This window comes from 'Chrysanthemum coronarium' phytoplasma (genome assembly GCF_000744065.1).
Taxonomy (GTDB): domain Bacteria; phylum Bacillota_I; class Bacilli_A; order Acholeplasmatales; family Acholeplasmataceae; genus Phytoplasma; species Phytoplasma asteris.
Genome location: NZ_BBIY01000140.1, coordinates 1 through 721 on the forward strand (window position 1 = coordinate 1; position 721 = coordinate 721).

A 721-nucleotide genomic window follows, 5' to 3' on the forward strand; every position below is an offset into this window, starting at 1 on the left:
TTTTTCTATCAAGTCTTTTGGGCCTTTGTATTTAAGGATTAAGCAATTACCACCTGGGCCTTCGTTGATTTGTTTTTCTAATTTTACATAGTTTTCTAAATAACTATCAAATCCGATATCGAAACGAGAAAATTTAAATCCGTTCGCTGAGTTTTCCTTCCAAAGGTCGAAGGGGTAATGGTCTTCGATGTAATAAGCTAAGTTAGAGGGTTCTTTTTGGGTTTCGAGGCGTTCTTGAGCGATCGAAATATTGTTATGACTACCTTTTTTTCTTGAAGTTGTTCTTGATAATAACCGACTCCATTAAGGCCATCAAAGGTGTATTTGTCTTTAATCATTGTACATTTGTTATTATTGTCATACCATTCTTCGATATTTTCGAATGCGGTTTCTTTTAAAATAGGGATTTCTTCTTTCGGTAATTTATTGATTTTTTTTCGGTTAAAACCATAAAACCAATAAAACCGATAATTAAAAAAAGAAATACCCCTAAAATAATAAAAAACCATTTAATGATTTTTTTAATATTAAACATGATTAGTTCCTTTCGGGTAATTTTGAATATACCAATATTTTAACACATTTAATTTTTGAATTTTAATTAAAACCAACTTTTGAACCAAGAAGTTACTTTTTCAGTTGTACGTTTAGTTATTTTAACTGCGTCGTTTGTGATTTTTGTAGTCAAAGGTTTAATTGCACCACTATAGGTGTTTTCTTG

1 protein-coding gene is annotated in these 721 nt (G+C 30.0%); it reads right to left on the reverse strand.

Annotation, left to right across the window (positions count from 1 at the left end):
• Positions 1 to 197: 197 nt before the first annotated feature.
• Entirely contained in the window at positions 198 to 509 is a 312-nt protein-coding gene (locus OYV_RS05605; RefSeq protein ID WP_320408572.1) for a hypothetical protein, read from the reverse strand.
• Positions 510 to 721 lie beyond the last annotated feature (212 nt).

Coding starts and splice junctions, on each gene's coding strand:
- OYV_RS05605 (WP_320408572.1), bottom strand. CDS start 509: ATGGTTTTTTATTATTTTAGGGGTATTTCTTTTTTTAATTATCGGTTT.